This is a genomic window from Pontibacter amylolyticus (assembly GCF_014638845.1).
Classification (GTDB): domain Bacteria; phylum Bacteroidota; class Bacteroidia; order Cytophagales; family Hymenobacteraceae; genus Pontibacter; species Pontibacter amylolyticus.
Window position 1 is genome coordinate 1,017,807 of record NZ_BMFP01000001.1, and the last position, 18,719, is coordinate 1,036,525.

19 protein-coding genes are annotated in these 18,719 nt (G+C 51.2%); 11 read left to right on the top strand and 8 right to left on the bottom strand.

What is annotated here, in order from left to right:
• Window positions 1-190 precede the first annotated feature (190 nt).
• From IEV97_RS04475 to IEV97_RS04485, 3 genes are read right to left on the bottom strand one after another with little or no spacing between them, the layout of a single operon-like run.
• Window positions 191-1,078, bottom strand: coding sequence for a MerR family transcriptional regulator (locus IEV97_RS04475; protein ID WP_188500276.1), 888 nt, complete (start codon window positions 1,076-1,078; stop codon window positions 191-193).
• Window positions 1,051-1,560 carry a sterol desaturase family protein gene (locus IEV97_RS04480; protein ID WP_188500277.1) on the bottom strand — a complete coding sequence of 170 codons (510 nt, stop codon included), beginning with the start codon at window positions 1,558-1,560 and terminating at the stop codon, window positions 1,051-1,053. Before IEV97_RS04480 ends, IEV97_RS04475 begins: the two co-directional genes overlap by 28 nt.
• A gap of 44 nt (window positions 1,561-1,604) precedes the next feature.
• Window positions 1,605-2,378 carry an enoyl-CoA hydratase/isomerase family protein gene (locus IEV97_RS04485; protein ID WP_188500406.1) on the bottom strand — a complete coding sequence of 258 codons (774 nt, stop codon included), beginning with the start codon at window positions 2,376-2,378 and terminating at the stop codon, window positions 1,605-1,607.
• A 387-nt stretch (window positions 2,379-2,765) separates the two neighbouring features.
• Between IEV97_RS04485 and IEV97_RS04490 the strand changes: the two genes are divergently transcribed.
• From IEV97_RS04490 to paaD, 5 genes are all read left to right on the top strand, one after another.
• The gene (locus tag IEV97_RS04490; RefSeq protein WP_188500278.1) at window positions 2,766-3,338 is read left to right on the top strand and encodes a TetR/AcrR family transcriptional regulator; all 573 of its coding nucleotides are present in this window, start codon (window positions 2,766-2,768) and stop codon (window positions 3,336-3,338) included.
• Window positions 3,339-3,419: 81 nt separating this feature from the next.
• On the top strand, window positions 3,420-4,406 hold the full coding sequence (gene paaA / locus IEV97_RS04495) for a 1,2-phenylacetyl-CoA epoxidase subunit PaaA (protein WP_188500279.1): 987 nt from the start codon (window positions 3,420-3,422) through the stop codon (window positions 4,404-4,406).
• 99 nt (window positions 4,407-4,505) lie between these two features.
• Entirely contained in the window at window positions 4,506-5,141 is a 636-nt protein-coding gene (locus IEV97_RS04500; RefSeq protein WP_188500280.1) for a phenylacetic acid degradation b, read from the top strand.
• Complete coding sequence (paaC, locus tag IEV97_RS04505; protein WP_188500281.1) at window positions 5,138-5,893, top strand: 1,2-phenylacetyl-CoA epoxidase subunit PaaC; 756 nt, start codon at window positions 5,138-5,140, stop codon at window positions 5,891-5,893. The genes IEV97_RS04500 and paaC overlap by 4 nt, the downstream gene beginning before the upstream one ends.
• A 112-nt stretch (window positions 5,894-6,005) precedes the next feature.
• A complete protein-coding gene (gene paaD / locus IEV97_RS04510; protein WP_188500282.1) occupies window positions 6,006-6,491 on the top strand; it encodes a 1,2-phenylacetyl-CoA epoxidase subunit PaaD in 486 nt (161 codons plus the stop codon).
• 112 nt (window positions 6,492-6,603) lie between these two features.
• Here paaD and IEV97_RS04515 read toward each other — a convergent pair whose 3' ends face one another.
• The 3 genes from IEV97_RS04515 to IEV97_RS04525 form a co-directional block, all read right to left on the bottom strand.
• Window positions 6,604-7,728 (bottom strand): META domain-containing protein, encoded by a 1,125-nt coding sequence (locus tag IEV97_RS04515; protein ID WP_188500283.1) that lies wholly within the window; start codon window positions 7,726-7,728, stop codon window positions 6,604-6,606.
• A gap of 188 nt (window positions 7,729-7,916) precedes the next feature.
• Window positions 7,917-9,629, bottom strand: coding sequence for a M3 family oligoendopeptidase (locus tag IEV97_RS04520; protein WP_229733791.1), 1,713 nt, complete (start codon window positions 9,627-9,629; stop codon window positions 7,917-7,919).
• A gap of 131 nt (window positions 9,630-9,760) precedes the next feature.
• Window positions 9,761-10,846 (bottom strand): ferredoxin--NADP reductase, encoded by a 1,086-nt coding sequence (locus IEV97_RS04525; RefSeq protein ID WP_188500285.1) that lies wholly within the window; start codon window positions 10,844-10,846, stop codon window positions 9,761-9,763.
• A 258-nt stretch (window positions 10,847-11,104) separates the two neighbouring features.
• Here IEV97_RS04525 and IEV97_RS04530 point away from each other — a divergent pair, with 258 nt between their 5' ends.
• The 3 genes from IEV97_RS04530 to IEV97_RS04540 all read left to right on the top strand — a co-directional run bounded on the left by IEV97_RS04530 (window position 11,105) and on the right by IEV97_RS04540 (window position 13,347).
• A complete protein-coding gene (locus IEV97_RS04530; protein WP_116543081.1) occupies window positions 11,105-11,659 on the top strand; it encodes an HNH endonuclease in 555 nt (184 codons plus the stop codon).
• Window positions 11,660-11,705: 46 nt separating this feature from the next.
• Window positions 11,706-12,407 (top strand): peptidoglycan DD-metalloendopeptidase family protein, encoded by a 702-nt coding sequence (locus IEV97_RS04535; RefSeq protein WP_188500286.1) that lies wholly within the window; start codon window positions 11,706-11,708, stop codon window positions 12,405-12,407.
• Window positions 12,408-12,498: 91 nt separating this feature from the next.
• A complete protein-coding gene (locus tag IEV97_RS04540) occupies window positions 12,499-13,347 on the top strand; it encodes a mechanosensitive ion channel family protein (protein WP_188500287.1) in 849 nt (282 codons plus the stop codon).
• Window positions 13,348-13,504: 157 nt separating this feature from the next.
• Here the strand turns inward: IEV97_RS04540 and IEV97_RS04545 are convergent, their stop codons facing one another.
• On the bottom strand, window positions 13,505-14,560 hold the full coding sequence (locus tag IEV97_RS04545; protein ID WP_188500288.1) for a hypothetical protein: 1,056 nt from the start codon (window positions 14,558-14,560) through the stop codon (window positions 13,505-13,507).
• A gap of 18 nt (window positions 14,561-14,578) precedes the next feature.
• Window positions 14,579-15,793, bottom strand: a complete 1,215-nt coding sequence (locus IEV97_RS04550; protein WP_188500289.1) for an ABC transporter permease — start codon at window positions 15,791-15,793, stop codon at window positions 14,579-14,581.
• A 111-nt stretch (window positions 15,794-15,904) separates the two neighbouring features.
• On the opposite strand from IEV97_RS04550, the gene IEV97_RS04555 reads away from it, so the two are divergent.
• The 3 genes from IEV97_RS04555 (at window position 15,905) to IEV97_RS04565 (ending at window position 18,673) form a co-directional block, all read left to right on the top strand.
• A complete protein-coding gene (locus IEV97_RS04555) occupies window positions 15,905-17,134 on the top strand; it encodes an exo-beta-N-acetylmuramidase NamZ family protein (protein ID WP_188500290.1) in 1,230 nt (409 codons plus the stop codon).
• A gap of 4 nt (window positions 17,135-17,138) precedes the next feature.
• On the top strand, window positions 17,139-18,065 hold the full coding sequence (fmt, locus tag IEV97_RS04560) for a methionyl-tRNA formyltransferase (RefSeq protein WP_188500291.1): 927 nt from the start codon (window positions 17,139-17,141) through the stop codon (window positions 18,063-18,065).
• 116 nt (window positions 18,066-18,181) lie between these two features.
• Window positions 18,182-18,673 carry a dihydrofolate reductase gene (locus IEV97_RS04565; protein ID WP_188500292.1) on the top strand — a complete coding sequence of 164 codons (492 nt, stop codon included), beginning with the start codon at window positions 18,182-18,184 and terminating at the stop codon, window positions 18,671-18,673.
• Window positions 18,674-18,719: the final 46 nt, after the last annotated feature.

The window sequence follows — 18,719 nt, forward strand, 5'->3', positions numbered from 1 at the left end:
CAATAACTAAACAATTATACGGCGTATTAAAATTTAAGTCAAATTTTGTCTAATGTTTTTTTATATCCATTAAACAAAATAGCCTATATATAAAACTTCATTTTAGAACTTTAGGCAACAAAAAAGGCCAAACCCAATTGGATTTGACCTTCTTTGTTGAACTATCCCTGTCTCGGGGCCAGTTTAACTTTTATGCATTCTTTTTCAACACGGCCTCAAAATCGGCAATGCAACTGAGGCGCTGTGTGTTTTTGGGGAAGTTGAGGAAACTATGCTGCGCCTGGTAGCCATAGAAATAAATCTGTGCCTCCGGGAATGAAGATGCCACCCGCTCGATATACTCCTGCACAAACTCCCGCTCCGGCACGATCGTCAACACCGTGCAGATAACGTCGGGCTTCAGTTGCTCGTACGTGCGCTTCAGGTCCTCGAAAGGCAGGTTCTGACCCAGGTAAATCACCTGATAATGGCGCGCCCGAATCAGGTAATTCATAAAAAGCAAGGCAATTTCGTGCAGTTCACCCTCCGGCAGGTATAGCAGGTAAGTAGGCGTGTCATCTGTGCGCTTCACCACCTGCCCGTCAATCGCCACGATCAGCTTCTGCCGTACCAGGTTGCTCACAAAGTGCTCGTGGGCCGGACTGATGTTATTGGTCTGCCACAGAATGCCGATCTTGTGCAGGAAAGGGTACAGCACCTGCAGCATGGCATCCTGAAAGCCCAGTTGCAGGGTTACGGTGGAGAAAGACTTGTCGAACCGCTCCTCGTCCATATCGATCATGGCCGTGACCATGCTGTTGATGTGGTGCGAGAGGGTGGTGGTTTCCTGTTCGGCCAATTGTTGCACCGTCAGCTTCAGCTGCTCGGGCGTCATCTTGGCGATCTTAGAAATCTTGTACCCCTGCTCGTTGAGGAGCGATATGTTAAGCAGTGTCTTTAGGTCGGCATCGCTGTAGTAGCGGATGTTGGTGTCGGTGCGCTGGGGACAAAGCACATTGTAGCGCTGTTCCCAGATGCGGATCGTGTGAGCCTTGATACCTGACAGGTGTTCTAGCTCTTTGATGGTGTACTGCGCCACGTCTGTTCCCCTTGTTGTCGTTTCTGTAAAATTGAGTATGCGGACCTGAAGTACTTTGGTGCCACCCACAGCATGCCATAAGATTCGGAGCCGTCGCGGCCCGTGTGCTTATGATGCACCTTGTGCGCCATGTTTAAGGCTTTGAGGTAAACATTAGACGTATTACCAAAAAGCCTGATGCGCCTGTGGATGAAAACATCGTGAATCAGGAAATAAGCCACACCATACAGCGTAATGCCTGCGCCGATCCAGAACCTATAGTCTATGGGCTCGCTACCGAAGACAAAGAACAGCATAGCGAGCGTTCCATAATAGGCAAAAAACAGGTCATTCCACTCAAAGGCGTGCTTGTGATGCGTGTGATGGGACTTGTGCAGGAACCACAGAAAACCGTGCAGCACGTACTTGTGCATGGCCCAGGCCACACCCTCCATGGCTACAAACGTTATCAGCATGATTCCAAGACCCATCAGCATACTCATCAAACAACAAGTTTAACAAATGGTTTTGAAAGTTTAACAGAAATCTACCAGGTCAGTGCTTGTTTGTTTAGGAAAGCATCAATTCCGCGCTGGCAATCTTCGCTGCCACGGGCTACGGCGTTCATCTCGGCCGCATACTGCAGTCCATCTTCCAGCGACATCTCCTGCACACGGGCAATCATCTCTTTGGTGACCTCCATGCTCTGGCGAGAGTTCTCTTTGCAGAGCTTTTGCGCGAAGTCGAATACCTTGCCTTCCAGTTCTTCGGCTGGCACCACATAATTTACCAAACCGTACGTCTGGGCTTCTTCTGACGAGATCAGGTCGCCGGTGAGCAGCAATTGCTTGGCGCGGGCCTCTCCTATTTTGCGCAGCAGGAACACTTTAACGATAGCAGGTATAAAACCGATCTTCACTTCAGTATAGCCAAACTTAGCCTCCGGCACCGTGAAGGTAAAATCACAGATCGTGGCCAGTCCGCAGCCGCCCGCAATGGCGTGGCCGTGCACCTGGGCGATCACCACTTTCTTTAAGGTATAGATCTGGCGGAAAAGCTCCATCAGGTGAGTGGAGTCGGCGAGGTTGTCGTGGTAGTCGTATTGCTGCAGGCGCTGCAGATACTCGAGGTCGGCGCCGGCGCAGAACACCTTGCCTTCGGCGCGCAGCACAATCACTTTGCAGGCTTCGTCGTCTTCTGCAGCGGCAAAAGCGCGTTTCAGTTCGGTTACCATCTCGGCGTTCAGGGCATTGCGCTTTTCGGATCTGGCCAGGGTGATGTACCCAACACGCTCCTTTACTTCGTAATGCACGAAATCCATGGTTTGCGTGAGAGAGGTTTGTGTTGTATCAGTCATGGTAGTGTGTCTTCTAGATTTTGGTTTCACTTACCGGCAAGCCGGTTTCAGGTATACGCGAGCAAATCGGTAATGCTCCATTAATATAGGGAAAGGTCCGCTATTTTATAGCTTTTAAAGCAATTTCTTCTACTAATCAGATCACAAAAAATGATCCAGGGTTGCAAAGGCTGCCTGTTTCCGAATTAAATCCACTACAGCAAAGCATGTACGGTCAGCGGCACAAGCTCATCTATTCCACTTCAGCATGCAGTTCACCAGCAACTTCAAAGTAAATGTACACGTAAAAAATAACTTGCTAACGAACGTTAGGTTGTTTACATTTGTTGTTAGCTATATAAGGAGTATACAGTGAGCAGGAAAGAACAGATAGAGCAAACGGCTACGGCCCTATTCAAGACCCGAGGATTTTCGGCTACGTCCATGCGCGACCTGGCCAATGCCCTGGGTATTGAGGCGGCCAGCATTTACTCCCATATCCGTTCCAAAGAGGAGATTCTGCAGCGGGTATGCTTCCGGATGGCCGAGGAGTTTTTCGGTGCGATTGAAGCTGTGAAAGACGAGAACGCCAGTGCTACGGAGCAACTGAAACGCGCCATTTCGGCCCACGTGCAGGTGCTCACCCGAAACACAGAGGCTTCGGCGGTTTTCCTGCAGGAGTGGCGCCACCTGAGTGAGCCTTTTCACACCGAGTTTCTGGCCCTGCGTGACCGCTATGAAAGTTACTTCCGCGAGATCATCCGCCAGGGTATTGCCAAGGGCGAGTTTCAAGTGCCGGACGAGAAGTTTGCCGTGCTGACGATACTTTCCGGCCTGAATTGGATCCATACCTGGTACAAGCCGGACGGAAAGATGAAGCCAGCAGAGATTGCAGAGAACCTGTCGGCTATGCTGTTGAACGGACTAAAGACTAACCTTAATTAAACTGACCTATACCTAACCTTTGCCGGGCTGCCCACCTTAACAGTCCGGCACCTTTTACTGAACCTTAAAACTGAAAATATTATGTACGGAGGAGGAAACGTTTTTGAAGCTACCAAATTCGACGACCTGCAGACCGAAGACCCTGCAAAGCTGGCCGAATTTGAAGCGCGCATCGCCCGTGGCGAGAAGATCGAGCCAAACGACTGGATGCCGGAGCTCTACCGCAAGCAGCTCATTCGCATGATCGAGCAGCACGCGCACTCGGAGATCATCGGGGCGCTGCCGGAAGGCACCTGGATTACGCGTGCGCCGGGCTTCCGCCGCAAAATGGCCCAAATGGCCAAGGTGCAGGACGAAGTAGGACACGCTCAATTATTATACAGCGCTGCCGAGACGCTGGGCAAGACACGCGAGCAAATGCTGACCGACCTGATCAATGGCAAGAGCAAGTACTCGAACGTGTTCAACTACCCGGCCTATACCTGGGCAGACTCCAACATCATTTCCTGGCTGATTGACGCGGGCGCGATCGTGAACCAGATGGCCAACGCCAAAGGTTCGTACGGTCCTTACTCCCGTGCTTTGGAGCGTATCTGTGCCGAAGAGGCTTTCCACCTGAAGTATGGCCACGACGCCGTGGTGCACATGGCGACCGGTTCCCCGAAGCAGCGTGAAATGATTCAGGCTGCCCTGAACCGCTGGTGGCCTCCGATCATGACGTTCTTCGGACCGTCCGACAAAATGAGCACGCACACCGAAACGCTCATGCGCTGGAAAGTGAAGATGGCCTCCAACGACGAGTGCCGTCAGCAGTTCCTCGACATGTACGTGCCGAAGATCTGGGAACTAGGCCTGACCGTGCCGGATCCGAACCTGAAGAAGAACATGGAAACGGGCCAGTGGGAATACACCGAGCCGGACTGGGATGAGTTCAAGCGCGTGATCAACGGCGATGGCCCTTGCAATGCCGAGCGCCTGGCCGTGCGCCGCACCGCCGAAGAGCGCGGCGCCTGGGTCCGCAGAGCCCTTCTCAACCCGAAAGCAAAATACGTGAAACCGTTAGCCTAAAGGCGAAACGGTTTCAGTTAAAAGTTGAGAGTTAAGAGTTAAAAGTGGTTTTCCCTTCAACTCATAACTCTTAACTCATAACTCTTAACTAACATAACCATGTTAAAGTCACTTGACCCGAGAGTAACCCGACTGAACCTGCCGGAGGGCGAAGCACCTGCCATTGAGCCAAAACCGGAGCTGGATCAGTTCGAAACATACGAGGCCTTTCATCAGAAAAAAGAAAGTGCTGCCTATACCTATGTCGGCCCTGTTCATGCGCCCAACGAGGACGTAGCTTTCCTGTTTGCCAAAGAGCAGTACAGCCGCCGCTATGCCTGTGTGGGTCTTTGGATTGTGCGCACCGAACACATCCAGGTAACGCCTTATGTGGGCGACCAGGAAAACGTGTACGACATGCTGCGCATGGAAGAACCAGGCGAGCGTAGCGCGGAAGCCGAGGCTTATGAAATTTTCCATCTGAAAAAGCGTGGCAAAGCGCACACCCATGCCGGCCGTGTCATGGCGACTTCTTACCAGGAGGCGCTGCAGGAAGCACGCAAGCAGTTCGGCGAAAAAGGCCTGATCGTGAACGTGTGGGTAGTAAAGTCGAAGCATGTGCTGCAGTCAGCGGAAGAGGACAAGGACATGTGGACGACCATACCTGATAAAAAGTACCGCGAAGCCATCGCTTACAAAGTGATGGACAAAATCACGAAGTATAAAGAAGAACATAAAACGACTGCCTCCTCATGAACGAGCTCGCGATAAAAGACCTGTTATACAAACTGGCCGACGACCAACTGATACTGGGCCACCGCAACTCCGAGTGGACGGGCTTCGGACCGATACTGGAGGAGGACATTGCTTTCTCTTCGATGGCGCAGGACAAGATCGGCCACAGCCTGGCCTTCTATACCTTGCTGCAGGACCTTGGCGAAGCCGACCCGGACACGGTTGCCTTCACCCGCAACGCCAACCAGTTCCACAACAGCCAGCTGGTGGAGCTGCCGAACGGCGAGTATGATTTCAGCCTGATCCGTCATTTCCTGTACGACAACGCCGAGATCATCCGCTTTGAAATGCTGAGCCAGTCGAGCTATGAACCGATTGCCAAAGTCGCCACCAAACTGAAAGGGGAAGTGAAGTACCACGTGCTGCACGCCAACACCTGGATCAAGAACCTGGGCTCGTCGACTGAAGAAGCGATCCTGCGTTTGCAGGCCTCCCTGAACGAAGCTATACCTTACGCACTGGGAATGTTTGAGTCTTCTAAGTACGAGCAAGAACTGATCGAGGCTGGGGTATATGCTGGCGAGGAAGCCGTGAAAGCCGAATGGCTGAAGCGCATACAGGCAGTTATTGAAAAAACAGACCTGAAGCTACCTGACCTTAACTCAATTGAGCCAAAACTAGGCGGTCGCTACGGCGAGCACACCGAGCACCTGCAACCGCTTCTGGACGAGATGGCCGAGGTGTTCAAGATCGACCCGACGGCGGAGTGGTAGTTTTTTCGTAGCACGACACACGTATCACGTAGCACGACTTTTTTACTTCGGGCATTCTTTTAGTAGGGATTCGTGATACTTGATACATGCTACGTGATACACAAACGAAAACATGGAACTGACGAAAGAAAACATATTGACCCTGTTGGAGGAGGTGAAAGACCCCGAGATACCGGTATTGTCGCTGGTGGACCTGGGGGTGATCACGGGTGTGGAGATTTCTGACGAAGGCCACGTGACGGTGAACATGACGCCTACCTTTGCCGGCTGCCCCGCAATGGATTATATGAAAAAAGATGTGGAGCGCACGCTGGACAAGCACGGCATCACCGACCACACCGTCATTATGTCTTTCGACAAGCCCTGGGACAGCAACAAGATCTCAGAGAAAGGCCGTCAGCACTTGAAAGAGTTTGGCTTAGCCCCGCCGCCAAAGTATGACCTGATCCTGGACCTCGACATTCTGGAGCATGTAAAGTGCCCCTACTGCGACAGCGAAAACACGGACATGCGTACGCCCTTCGGCCCAACCCTCTGCCGCTCGATGCACTACTGCAACGACTGTCGGCAGATGTTCGAGCAGTTTAAGCCTTTGTAGAAGTCCCTTGATATTGAAAAATGCCTGTTGTTTCCAACAGGCATTTTTTTTGAATCACTTTGCTTGAGGTAAGAAAGAACAATCATAATCACGTGGTCAGTCGGAGCTACACCTACTCCCCTCTCTCAAAAATAGCCACTGCCCTACCTCCCAACATCAACTCTAACCTTTCTTCATTCACTCTATACCGCAACTCTTCGTTACTCAATACCTTCAAGAATTGATTCTCTACTTCCATATTCGGGCAAGCCATTCTTGTGGAGGCAATGGCTCCGAAATTTATTCTGTCGCCAATTGGTTCGAGCGTACCTGTAATTTTGTTGCAGCCTGCGCTGCCAGACACGCTGCCCTCGGCTAAAGCTATCGCCAGAGACGGAGGGTTCCGTTCGTAATCCTTTGGGCTGACGGCTTTGCCTTGCAGCTCCACCAGGTTCCAGGTGCCGTTTAGGCGGGAGTCGCGGAGGTAAATGCCGCAGCCTTTGTATATTGCACTGTCTTTCAGCACCGTCACGGTATAAGGGAATTCACGGCCAGACATGGTATTGACGCAGGTCTCTTTCATCAGCCGGATTTCCAGATTCCCTGAAACGGTCTGCACTCTGTAGACCGCTCCCTCCCCTCCCTCAGGTTTTTCAGCGACAGGTATAGGCGTCAGCACGCTGCCATCTTCTTCGTCCAGCAGCCGGAACTCAATCATTTTCTCCAGGTCAATCTCCAGCGACCAGAACGGCTCATTCCCAACAGCGGCAAAGTCGATACCGCGCTCGTATTTCTCGCGCCACAGGCTGGGATTGTCCTCTGGTTCATCGGGGCTCTTTCGACGCAGGCGATAGGCGTCGGCAAGAGCAGATTCAATCCGGTTTCCGTCGCCATCCAGCATCACAAGCGTTTCGCCGTCCAGGGCAAACTGGTTATTGCCGGTGCCTTGTTTCTTCAGCTGCACCCTGCCATGGCCCACACCCCATGTGCCCGACTGCACGAAGGGGGTTGCGCTGCGGCCCTGGTACACCATACGCTCGCGGTAAGTGCTATCCGGGTTAAGTTCCAGGGTATAGCCTATGCCCGGGCAGTCGGCGCAGGGGATGGTGCCTACCCACGTACCCACGGCTGACCGCGCTACCTCGGCATTCGACATAGGCGCATCCGACTGCGAAACGGAAGTTGGTGCGGTAGAACAGGCTGCAGCGATGCAAAGCAAGAGAATCCCAATGGGAAGCAAGCGATTGAGCGGATCCATTTTTCTTAGTGAACAGGTATAGAAATCTCTACGATAAAGTCCCTGATACAGGCAGTAGGAATTCCAAAAATCGAAACAGTCGGGAAGCTATACCTGCCAGGCCGTTGATGGAAACCGGATATGTATACAAAAGCCCCGCCGCTACCTCTCGGGTAACGGCGGGGCCTTGTGATCAGTGTAGCTATACCTTAAATGTTGGCCATCTCGCCTTTCACAAAGTCAACCAGACTCTTGATGTACTCGGTGCTGAAATCGAACTTGATGCCAGCGGCTTCATACACCTCACCAATGGTAACGGTATAACCCAGGCTGAGGGCGCGCTTGTAGGCAGCCAATCCTTCGGAAGGGTTCTCCTTGTAGTTCTTCCAAACGGCTATGGCACCTAATTGCGCCATGGCATACTCCACATAGTAGAACGGCACTTCGTAGATGTGCAGCTGCTTTTGCCAGATGAAGGGCTTATACTTCTCGAGTCCGCTCCAGTTTACCTCCAGGTGGTTGAAACGCCCGAAAATATTGAGCCACTCCTGATGACGTTCCTCTTGTTTGTGCTCCGGATGTTCATACAGCCAGTGCTGAAACTTGTCCACGGTGGCTACCCACGGGAAGGTCTCGAGCACGCTCTCCAGGTGCGTGCGCTTGGCGCGGCGCAACTCGTCTTCGTCGCTGAAGAAGGTGTCCCAGTAGTCCATCGAAATCAGCTCCATAGACATAGAAGCCAGTTCGGCTACTTCGGATGGTGGATGTTTGAAAGCGCTCAGCGTCAGGTCGCGGGTCAGGAAGGAATGCACCGCGTGGCCCCCTTCGTGCAGCATCGTGATCACGTCGCGCAGGCTGGAAGTGGCATTCATGAAAATGAACGGCACGCCAATCTCGTCCAGCGGATAGTTATACCCGCCCGGGGCTTTCCCTTTTCTGGATTCCAAATCCAGGTGACCCATTTCGCGCATGGTGGCCAGGCAGTCGCCCAGGTAGGTGTCCAGGTTGTAGAATACCTGTATGGTCTTCTCCAGTAGTTCTTCACCGGAGTGGAATGGCTCCAGCGGCGCTTTCCCGCTTGGGTCCACGTCGAGGTCCCAGGGGCGCAGATCGGCTATACCTAATTTTTGTTTGCGCTCGCGGTCTATACCTGTCAGTACAGGCACGATGGTTTCCTCAATGGACTGGTGGAAATCAAAGCAATCCTGCGGGGTATAGTCGAAGCGGCCCATGGCGGCGAACATGTAGTCGCGGTAGTTGTCGAAGTCGGCATTTTGGGCCACCTGCGTGCGGAGCTTCAGGAGCTCGTCGAACAGGTCGTCGAGTTTCTGGCGGTCCTGTGTGCGGCGCTCCTGTATGGCACGCCATGCTTCTTCACGCACTTCGCGCTCGTTGCGCTTCAGGCGGTCGGCGGCGCGCTGCAGGGTCATCTCCTCCCCGTCCAGCGTCACGGTCATAGCCCCTGTTACGGCGGCGTACTGTTGTTGCTTGGTGCTGATCTCGGTATTGAGCGGAATGTTCTCCTCGCGGAAGATCTCCAGCGCACGCCCCACGCCGCGCAGGTAGATGCGGTACTTGTCCTGGTCGAGCCCATTCACGTAGGGTGAGTGCATCAGCTTCAGGTTGAGCTCGTGGTCGTAGGGGGCTATTTGGGGTTCTATCTCTGACACGAAATACTGGAAAGCCTTCGTGATATCCTCGTCTTGGGTGTCGCAGGTCATGCGGATGTAGCGCCAGCCCAGGTCTTCGGAGAGCACGCTCTCAAGCTCGCTGCGGTCTTTCATCCACTTCTCCAGCTCCTCCACCGAGTTGATGGCGCGGCTTTTCAGTTCTTCAAAATATGGCTGTATGGTTTCCCAATTATCTATTTTAAAGTCTTCGGACAGGTAAACCCGCTTCTTTCGTTCGGGTACTTGTATCATAGCTTCTGTTTTACTCATAGATGGTTCCGTAAAGAAAAGGTAATATAGACACTTCTTCTGAAAGTGCAAAAAAAAGCTGCACTATATATGTAAAATATAATGCAGCTAAAATGAAGTCACAACAAGTATTTCTATCCTATTTCGATAACCACATTAGAGGTCAATGGATGCCCCACGCAGTTGAGCACGTAGCCTTCGTCGAGTTCGGCGTCGGAGAGCCCTTCGCGTTCGTCCAGGTGCACTTTCCCGCTCAGGCACTTGCCGCGGCAGGCAGTGCACAAGCCTGCCTGGCAGGAGTATGGCAGGTCCACGTCCTGGTCAAGCGCTGCTTCCAGTATGGTCTGGTCAGGCTCTACCACCACGCTGTACTCGGCTCCTTCGTAAATGATGGTCACGGTCTGGGTCGTGATCTCGCCGTCATCGTCCGAAGAAGACACGTCGCCGTGGTGCTCCTGCTCCTGTTGCTCCACCAGTTTGTTGCTCACAAAGCTCTCCCGGAAAATGCGGTCAGCAGGCACGTGCAGCACATTCAGGGCCTTACGCACCTCCTCCATCATCCCCTCAGGTCCGCACATGTAGTAGAGCGCATCCGTTGCTTTGGACAGCTGCCGACGCTCCAGTATTTTCAGGATCACGCTTTGGTTCATGCGGCCGCGGTAGTCGCAGGCCTGCTTGGGCTGGCTGTAAATGTAGTCCACCCGCAGACGCTCCGGGTTGGCATCCTGCAGCTCCTGCAGCTGCTGCTTGAAGATAACGGAGTCTTCGTCGCGGTTGCCATACAGCAGCGTCACCTTCGTGTTGGGCTCCTCGCGCAGGGCTGCTCTGAGCATCGACATCAGCGGCGTAATGCCGCTGCCGGCGCCGAAAAGGATGATCTGACGGCTCTTGTCGGCCTCCGGCACCAGGTTGAAATTGCCGAGCGGCTCCATTACTTCAATTTCCTGCCCAACTTGCAGATTATCAAGCAAATAATTGGAAACCAGGCCGCCTTCTACACGTTTAACAGTTACTGACAGTCTACTGCCCTCGTTCGGGGCGCAACACAGTGAGTATGAACGGCGGACTTTCTTTCCGTCTATCGGAAGGATAAGTGTCAGGAACTGACCTGCCTTGAATGGAATCGGTTTTTTATCGGGATGTTCTAAGTGAATCGTAATCGCATCTGAGGTTTCGCGGGTTATTTCCACGACCTTCAGCATGAAATAAGGGCTACTCATATCGTTTTTATACTAGTCTATTAAGGGGAAACATGGTTTCAGACTGAAAGTTACGACAATCTGGCCTGTTCAGTGAAAATTTCAGGTAATTTTTAAAACCGATTTCCTGAATCACGTATTATAACCAAATCATTAACAGAAAGAACGCAGGATGAAAAAAAAACTGCACATTTGTAACATAGTACATACAAGTGCTGTAGTCGGGTACTAACCAACCCCCGCATTCCGTTCTTTACCATACAATTACTGAAAACACCAATGCTCTACAAACTAACTCTCAAAAACTGTGAAAAAACTGTAGTGGTGGACGACCGCACCTACGAGTATATTCAAAACAATGCTTACCTGCAGCAAATTGATTTTTTGAAGCACCTGCGCATTCACTCTAACGGTTACGCCTTCTTCCAGAAGAACTGGCCGCTGAAAAACGGCAAGTACCGCAACGAAACCATTTACCTGCACAAAATGATTGGCGAACAGCTGATTGAAAAGCCAGAAAGCAACATCAAGCTTTACGTGCATTTCAAGAATGGAAACAAGCTCGACTGTCGCCTCGAAAACCTGGAGTGGGCTCCGCTTTGCAAGATTGTTCGCAACACAGCAAAAACGGAAAACAAACTGGGTGTACGTGGTGTGCACAAAGAAGCACAAAAGTACCGCGCCATCATTCACCATAACAAGCAACGCATCAACCTCGGCACCTTCGACACGCTGCAGGAAGCTGCGCAGGCTTACAGCAAGAAGTCCGAAGAGCTTTTTGGCAAGACCAAAAGCCTGAAGACACTCTCCAAGTATGTGGAAGAAGTAGCATAATTCTTCTTATACTTGCGTGGCGGCACACTCCCCGCCTTACCACTACATGCTGAATACCGAAAAGAAACTTAGCGACATTCTAAGACGGCACACTGATGCCTTCGGGCCCGTACTCGATGCGGACCTGAACGGCGAACATGTGTGTCGTCTTGATTTTACGGCAGCCAACCAGCTGCTGCAGCAAACCGACCTGCGCAATACCGTGGCCTTTAACGAAGTCGTGAACCGGATGCTGCAGGAACAGCACGCCACCATTGGCGTGGGCGGCTACCTGGAAAACCGCTTCATCTACCGCCGCAGCCAGCACTTCGACGTGGCCGAAGAGAGCCGCGACCTGCACCTGGGTATAGACGTGTGGCTACCTGCAGGCACGGCCGTGTTCGCCCCGCTCGACGGCCGGGTGCACAGCTTCGCCGATAACGCCAACTTCGGCGACTACGGCCCTACCATCATTCTGGAGCACGAGCTGGAGGGCGTGACCTTCTATACCTTGTATGGCCACCTGAATGTGGCTTGCCTGGAGGGGCTGTCTGTTGGCAAGGAATTCCGGAAAGGCGACAAGATTGCCGAGGTAGGTCCATACCCCGAGAACGGCGACTGGCCGCCCCACCTGCACTTTCAGGTAATGTGCTCCATGGACGAAAAACAGGGCGATTATCCGGGTGTGGCCCGACTGTCAGAACAAGCTGCGTATGAAGCACTTTGCCCAAATCCGAACCTGATTCTGAACTGCCGCCATCTGGCCTAGTTTTGCCTTTTCTATAGAAATTGACCAAATTTGAACTCTGGTACCCTCGCACAGGTGCCAGAGTTTTGCTTTTATCACAAACCTGACCGGTATGTCTAACCTTTTTAATTTTGAAGCTTACAGCGCCACCATCACCAACTTTGTAATGGTGTATGGGATGCGCCTGGTGGTGGCCGTTATCACGCTTTTAGTTGGCCTTTGGGTCATCAACTGGCTCAACCGCCTGGTGTATAATTTAATGGTGAAAAAGGACGTGGACGTATCGCTGCGCCCGTTCCTGAAGAGTGTGCTGGCCGTTGCCATGCGCGTGTTGCTGATCATTCTGGTAATTGCACAGTTGGGCGTCGAGATGACTTCGTTCATTGCCATCCTCGGATCGGCGGGTCTTGCCATTGGTCTGGCCTTGCAGGGCAGCCTTGCCAACTTCGCAGGCGGCGTGCTGATCCTCACCATCAAGCCCTTCCGCGTGGGCGACTACATCGAAGCACAGGGGCAGGGCGGCACAGTCGACATGATCAACATCTTCAACACCGTACTGAAAACACCCGACAACAAGACGATATTTATACCTAACGGTCCGCTTGCCAATAGCGTGGTTGTGAACTATACCATCGAAAAGACCCGCCGTGTGGAGTTGAAGTTTGTGGTATCGGTGAACAACGACATCGGCAAAGTGCGCCAGATTCTGCAAGGCCTGATAAAGGCCGATGAGCGCGTACTGCCTGAGCCGGAGCCCGCCATTGTCGTAACGGATTTTGCCGAGCACGCGCTCACGCTGAGCGTGCGGGTATGGGCGAACAAGGAAAACTTCTGGCCTCTTTCCTGGGACCTGAACGAAAAGGCCAAGGCCGCTTTTGAGCAGGAAGGTATACAAATGCCGGTGCCGCGCAGAGAAATGGTAGGCAGCACTGCCGGCGGGCAGGTCCCGAAGGCGGTTTAGCAGATATAGCTTGTAGGTATAGACTTTTGAAAATGGAAACGGCAGCTCAGATATGGGCTGCCGTTTTTTAAATAGCTATGTAAATACCTTATTTGTATTACACTTTTATCTTTAGTAAGAACAGACTGAAAAAAGTTATAGCCGCGTGAGATGATACTTATTGTAAATGTAAAATCGCTAGGGTCTTTCTATTGAACTCTTTTAATAATTTACTATAATTCTTGTAATTCTCTTGTTGCTCAGGAATCAACCTTTCTCCTGAAACATTAAAATTGTCAAACACGAAGTTCTGCAATTTTAATGTTTGAATATCAACTCTGAGTTTACCTTCTTTTATGAACGGTCTTAAATCTACTTGAACTTCGTCATCTTCATCAAGCCATTCTAAGTTACCATTGGTTTCACAAAAAATTTTCCCAAGACCTTTTTCTCCATTCTGCCAATAATTGTGAACATATTCATTTGAGTAATGATTACTATTACTATCAATGAAATCTGGTGTAGCAATTGCTTGCCCGAGTATAGTATATGGCCGTAAAAAATTGAATCTAAATATTCTTTTGTTTAACTTATGCCTACCTCCTAACATTTCAAACTCAGTCATTCTATGTTCACTCGAAACGTATCCAATTTTTGGAAATGGAAGCCCTAAATTATGAGATACTAGAAAATCTGTTGATGCATTAGTAAATATTTTATTGTTAATTATTAACCCAAAGCATGTAGGATACCAATGAAAAAATGGTGTGTTTACTCCTATTAGGGTCAACCCCACATTTTCATTATTAAAGTCATTAATTAAAATGAGTCGGTCCTTTGTACGAATTCGTTGGTCAATATAAAATTTGGGATCGACTCCTAAAGCATTTTTACTTAAATATTGATAACCAATCCATAATCCAGTTCTTACTTTATCAAACCAATCTAATAATATGGTAATATCTTCAGTATCTAGATAATCATATTGCAAGATTTTTATGACTATTACTTTTGCCTTTTCCTCTAATAGAGAATATTTATCATTACAACTTTTACATGATGGGAAAACAAGTGAATCAAAGGAAAAGGAAAGCTCCTTTCTAGAAGACCAATCAAAACCTATTTTAACTGTTCTTTTTGGATTGCCTGTTAATTCTAACAGCCATTTGGGTAGGACATGCTCTCTGTTTTTATTCTCGGGAGTTAGACCGCAGAAAATACAGGTTTTATTCATTTAATCTGTTACTATCCCCTAATCAAACTTAATCGCCCGAACTGGTTTAATGCGCGCGACCATGGCGGCGGGTATAAGTATCGCGAGCATGGTCATCACCAAGGTAATAACGTTGAGGGCGATGATGATGCCGAAGTTCCAGCTGATGGGCACGGTGTCCATGTAGTAGTTTTCGGGGTCGAGCGGGATGACCTGGAAGTAGTATTGGATGGCGCAGAAACCCAGGCCGATGACGTTGCCCCACAGCATGCCTTTGAGCGTCAGGCTGAGGCCGCGGAAGTAGAAGATCTTCCGTATCTGGGCATCGGTGGCCCCGATGGCTTTGAGCACACCAATCATGCTGATGCGCTCGATGATCATGATGAACACCGTGGACACCATGTTGAAAGTCGCCACAAAGATGATCAGCACCAGGAAAATGATCACGTTCTTGCGCAACAGCTGCAGCCAGTCAAAGAGCTGGGCATGGCGGTCAGTAATTTTCTCGAGCTGCAGGTCATAGTGCATCTGGTCGAACACCTGGTCGGCCACCTGGTCTATCTGATTGAAGTCCTTGAGCAAAATCTCCACGCCGCCCACCAAAGTATCGGGCCAGTTGTTGAGCTCGCGGATCAGTTGCAGGTCACCGATCACAAACACTTCGTCAAACTCCTCTAGACCGGTGTTAAACACACCCACCACCTTCAGTTTTCGGGCCCGGGGCGGATTCTGGATGAAGTAAAAGATTGCCTCATCTCCTACCTTTAGCCTGAGTTTGTTCGCAATTTTACGACTCAGCATGACATCTTTGGAAGAGGCCGTATCCGAGAACGTCACCACCCCACCCTCATCCAGGTTAGCCTGCATGGCGCTCAGGTCATAGTCTTCGCCCACACCCTTCATCACCACGCCCAGCACCTCATCGTCAGTTTTGATGATGGCCGTTTTGCGGGCGAAGCCCTGAATGTGCTGAATACCCGCAATTTCTTCGGTGCTGTTTACGCCTGTGGCCGTGCTGATGGGAGCGCCTTCGAAGGAATTGTTGGTGTCGTACTTGCTGATTTGCAGGTGCGCCCCGAAGCTGAAAATCTTGTTCCTGATCTCGTCACGGAAGCCTTCCAGAATCGCAAACGACACAATCATAATGGCAATGCCTGCAGCTATGCTTATAATTGCTATTTTTGTCACAGACGTGGTGAAAGAACCAGCCTGTACTTCGGAAATCTTATCAGATATGAATTTGGATACGTTCACTCGCTTGCGTCTAAACTGCCTTAAAGATAGGTATGAATTTTGACTTAGAACCTGTTAAAGTTTCGTTTTTGTAAGCGAATCTCCAAACCCGACCTTGAAAAACCAACACTGATGACACAACCATTTGCTATACTTTGCAGCGCCCTGTTGCTGAGCTTCAACAGCTGTACCCCGAAACAGGCACCTGCCACTACCGCCGAGCAAAACGCTCCAGCTACCGAAGAAACCACCCAAGCTCCTGCCCAGAAACCACTGGCCCTGGGAGCCGAGCAACTAGACCGTTACCTGAAGCTTCTCGAAGGCAAGCGTGTGGGGATGGTCGTGAACCAGACCTCTGTGATTGGCAAAACCCACCTCGTGGACACGCTGATCAGCCGCGGCGTGGAAGTGACCACCATCTTTGCGCCTGAGCATGGTTTTCGTGGCGAGGCCGACGCGGGTGCGCACATCAAGGACGCGAAAGACACTAAAACGGGCCTGCCGATCATCTCGCTTTACGGCAGCAACAAGAAGCCTTCGAAGGCCCAAATGCAGAACCTCGACGTACTCGTGTTTGACATCCAGGATGTAGGCACCCGCTTCTATACCTACATCAGCACCATGCACTACGCCATGGAAGCCTGTGCTGAAAACGGCAAAAAGATGCTCGTACTGGACCGCCCCAACCCGAACGGTCACTACGTAGACGGTCCGGTGCTGGAGATGGAGCACAAGTCTTTCGTGGGTATGCACCCGATTCCGATCGTGCACGGCCTCACGGTGGGCGAACTGGCCGAAATGATCAACGGCGAGAAATGGCTGGAAGGCGAGAGAAGCTGCGACCTGACTGTGATCAAGATGGAGAATTACGACCACACGATGGCCTACGATCTGCCGGTCCGCCCTTCGCCGAACCTGCCGAATGCCCAATCCATCGCACTATACCCGTCGATCTGTTTCTTTGAAGGTACAAATGTGAGTGTGGGTCGCGGTACGCCTACTCCGTTTCAGGTGATCGGCTCGCCTTTCTATCAGAAGAAAGACTACTCGTTTACACCCGTGAGTACCCCAGGCGCCACTGACCCGCCGCACAAAGGTGTCAAGTGCTACGGGATGGATCTGACTGACGTATCGCACGCACAGCCGTTTACCTTGAAGTACCTGTTGGAGATGTACAACAACTCGTCTAACAAGGAGAAGTTTTTCAACAACTTCTTCGAGAAACTGGCGGGCACTTCGGAACTGCGCAAGCAAGTGATTGCCGGCAAAACCGAAACGGAGATCAGAGCGAGCTGGGAGCCAAACTTGTCGGACTACAAAGTGCTCCGCAAAAACTATCTGCTATACCCTGATTTTGAGTAACACCATGCAGGACCTTCGCATCATATTCATGGGTACACCTGATTTTGCGGTGCCTACCCTGCAAGCACTCGTTGAACATCACTATAAGGTGGTAGCTGTGGTGACGGCACCTGACAAACCGGCGGGTCGCGGCCAGAAGATACAGCAATCGCCAGTGAAGGAGTACGCCGTGTCGCAAGGTATACCGGTGCTGCAGCCGACCAACCTGAAGTCAGAGGCTTTTCTGGAAGAACTGCGCAGTTATCAGGCAAATCTGCAGATTATCGTGGCCTTCCGGATGCTGCCTGAAGTGGTGTGGGCCATGCCGGAACTGGGCTCTTTCAACATACACGGCTCCTTGCTGCCGCAGTACCGTGGCGCGGCGCCTATCAACTGGGCCATCATCAACGGCGAGAAAGAAACGGGCGTCACCTCCTTTTTCCTCAAGCACGAGATCGACACCGGCGACCTGATTTTCCAGGAGCGTGTGCCGATTCTGGAGGAAGACGATTTCGGCAGCCTATACGAAAAGCTGAAGCACACAGGCGCTGAGTTGGCCGTGCGCACGGTACAGGCCATTGAGCGTGGCGAAGTGCAACCTCAGCCGCAGCAAATTACTGCTGAGACGAAGCATGCGCCAAAGATTTTCAAAGAGACGTGTGAGATCAACTGGAATCAGCCTGCCCGTCAGGTACGAGATTTTATACGCGGCCTATCCCCCTACCCGGCCGCCTGGGCCCGTTTCGATGGGAAGACGTTTAAGATTTTCAAGACGGAAGTGCTCGAGAACACTGCTTATACCGTAGCGCCAGGCCAGCTTCTGACCGACAACAAAACTTATTTGCATGTGCAGACCGCCGATGGCGCCCTCGCTATCTTAGACCTCCAGATGGAGGGCAAAAAGCGCATGCCGGTGCAGGATTTGTTGAGGGGGTATAAGTTTGAGGTATAGCTAAAGATAAGCTATAAGGTATAGCCTAAGTATAAAAAACCAGTTGGCTTTTCCACTTTGACCAAAGGCTATACCTGATAGCACATGTTCACATTAAATAATCAGCACATTACCATATGATTGCCATCGTCGTAGCCATAGCCGAGAACAACGTCATCGGGAAGGATAACCAGTTGATCTGGCACCTGCCCGCCGACCTGCGCCATTTCAAGCAAAAGACTATGGGCCACCCCATGATCATGGGCCGCAAAACGTTCGAATCCATCGGCAAGCCCCTCCCTGGCCGCACGACTATTATCGTGACGCGTCAGGAGGATTACAAGGCGGAAGGATGCATCGTGATGAACTCGGTGGAAGAGGCGATTGCGAAAGGCAAAGAGCTGGACAGCGAGCAGGTAAGCATTGTCGGCGGCGCTGAAATCTACAAACAAGCCTTGCCTTATGTAGACACACTATACCTAACCGAGGTGCACTATGCCTTTGATGGGGATACTTTTTTCCCGGATCTGCAGAAAGAGGAGTGGCAGGAAGTAAGTGCAGAAAGTCATCAACAAGATGAGAAGAACGAGTATGCCTATACCTTTAAAGAACTACGCCGCAAGGTATAGCCGCAAGGTATAGCCGCAAGGTATAGCCGCAAGGTATAGCCGCAAG